Source organism: Amycolatopsis sp. NPDC058340, from assembly GCF_042723975.1.
Lineage (GTDB): Bacteria > Actinomycetota > Actinomycetes > Mycobacteriales > Pseudonocardiaceae > Amycolatopsis.
In genome coordinates this window covers 1-1,125 of record NZ_JBHXIB010000108.1, presented here as the reverse complement: position 1 = coordinate 1,125, position 1,125 = coordinate 1, and the positions used below count along the sequence as shown (strand labels likewise).

General features: G+C 58.8%; 1 rRNA gene. It reads right to left on the bottom strand.

Annotated features, from left to right (window positions below):
• Window positions 1–766: ribosomal RNA gene (locus tag ACFWIW_RS42150) — 23S ribosomal RNA — on the bottom strand; the annotation flags it as partial.
• Window positions 767–1,125 lie beyond the last annotated feature (359 nt).

Sequence of the window (1,125 nt, the reverse complement as noted above, 5' to 3'; positions counted from 1 at the left end):
CGCTACTACACCGCCCTAATCGGACTCGCTTTCGCTACGGCTTCCCCACACGGGTTAACCTCGCAACACACCGCAAACTCGCAGGCTCATTCTTCAAAAGGCACGCAGTCACGACTGCATGTGCAAGCACACACAGCGACGCTCCCACGGCTTGTAGGCACACGGTTTCAGGTACTATTTCACTCCGCTCCCGCGGTACTTTTCACCATTCCCTCACGGTACTATCCGCTATCGGTCACCAGGGAATATTTAGGCTTAGCGGGTGGTCCCGCCAGATTCACACGGGATTTCTCGGGCCCCGTGCTACTTGGGTGTCTCTCAAACGAGCCGTAGATGTTTCAGCTACGGGGGTCTTACCCTCTACGCCGGACCTTTCGCATGTCCTTCGCCTACATCAACGGTTTCTGACTCGCCGACCGGCCGGCAGACCGATCAAGATAATTCCCACAACCCCGCATGCGCAACCCCTGCCGGGTATCACACGCATACGGTTTGGCCTCATCCGGTTTCGCTCGCCACTACTCCCGGAATCACGGTTGTTTTCTCTTCCTGCGGGTACTGAGATGTTTCACTTCCCCGCGTTCCCTCCACACTGCCTATGTGTTCAGCAGCGGGTGACAGCCCATGACGACTGCCGGGTTTCCCCATTCGGACACCCCCGGATCAAAGCCTGGTTGACGGCTCCCCGGGGACTATCGTGGCCTCCCACGTCCTTCATCGGTTCCTGGTGCCAAGGCATCCACCGTGCGCCCTTAAAAACTTGGCCACAGATGCTCGCGTCCACTGTGCAGTTCTCAAACAACGACCAACCACCCATCACCCCGGGACAACATCCCGAGTGCACTGGGGCCGGCACTGAAGGCGACCTCACGGCCGTACCCTCAGACACCCAACAGCGTGCCCGACACCCTCGCCCCTCGTGACCTGCGTTCCACGCTCCGAAGAGCAGTACTAGCAGCCACCGGCCCGTTCCTGAACCGAGTAGTCAACGTTCCACCCATGAGCAACCAGCATCAGACGTTCGCTGATGAACTGGCCTCTGACCTCACCCCGAAGGGATCGGTAAGAAGTGCTCCTTAGAAAGGAGGTGATCCAGCCGCACCTTCCGGTACGGCTACCTTGTTA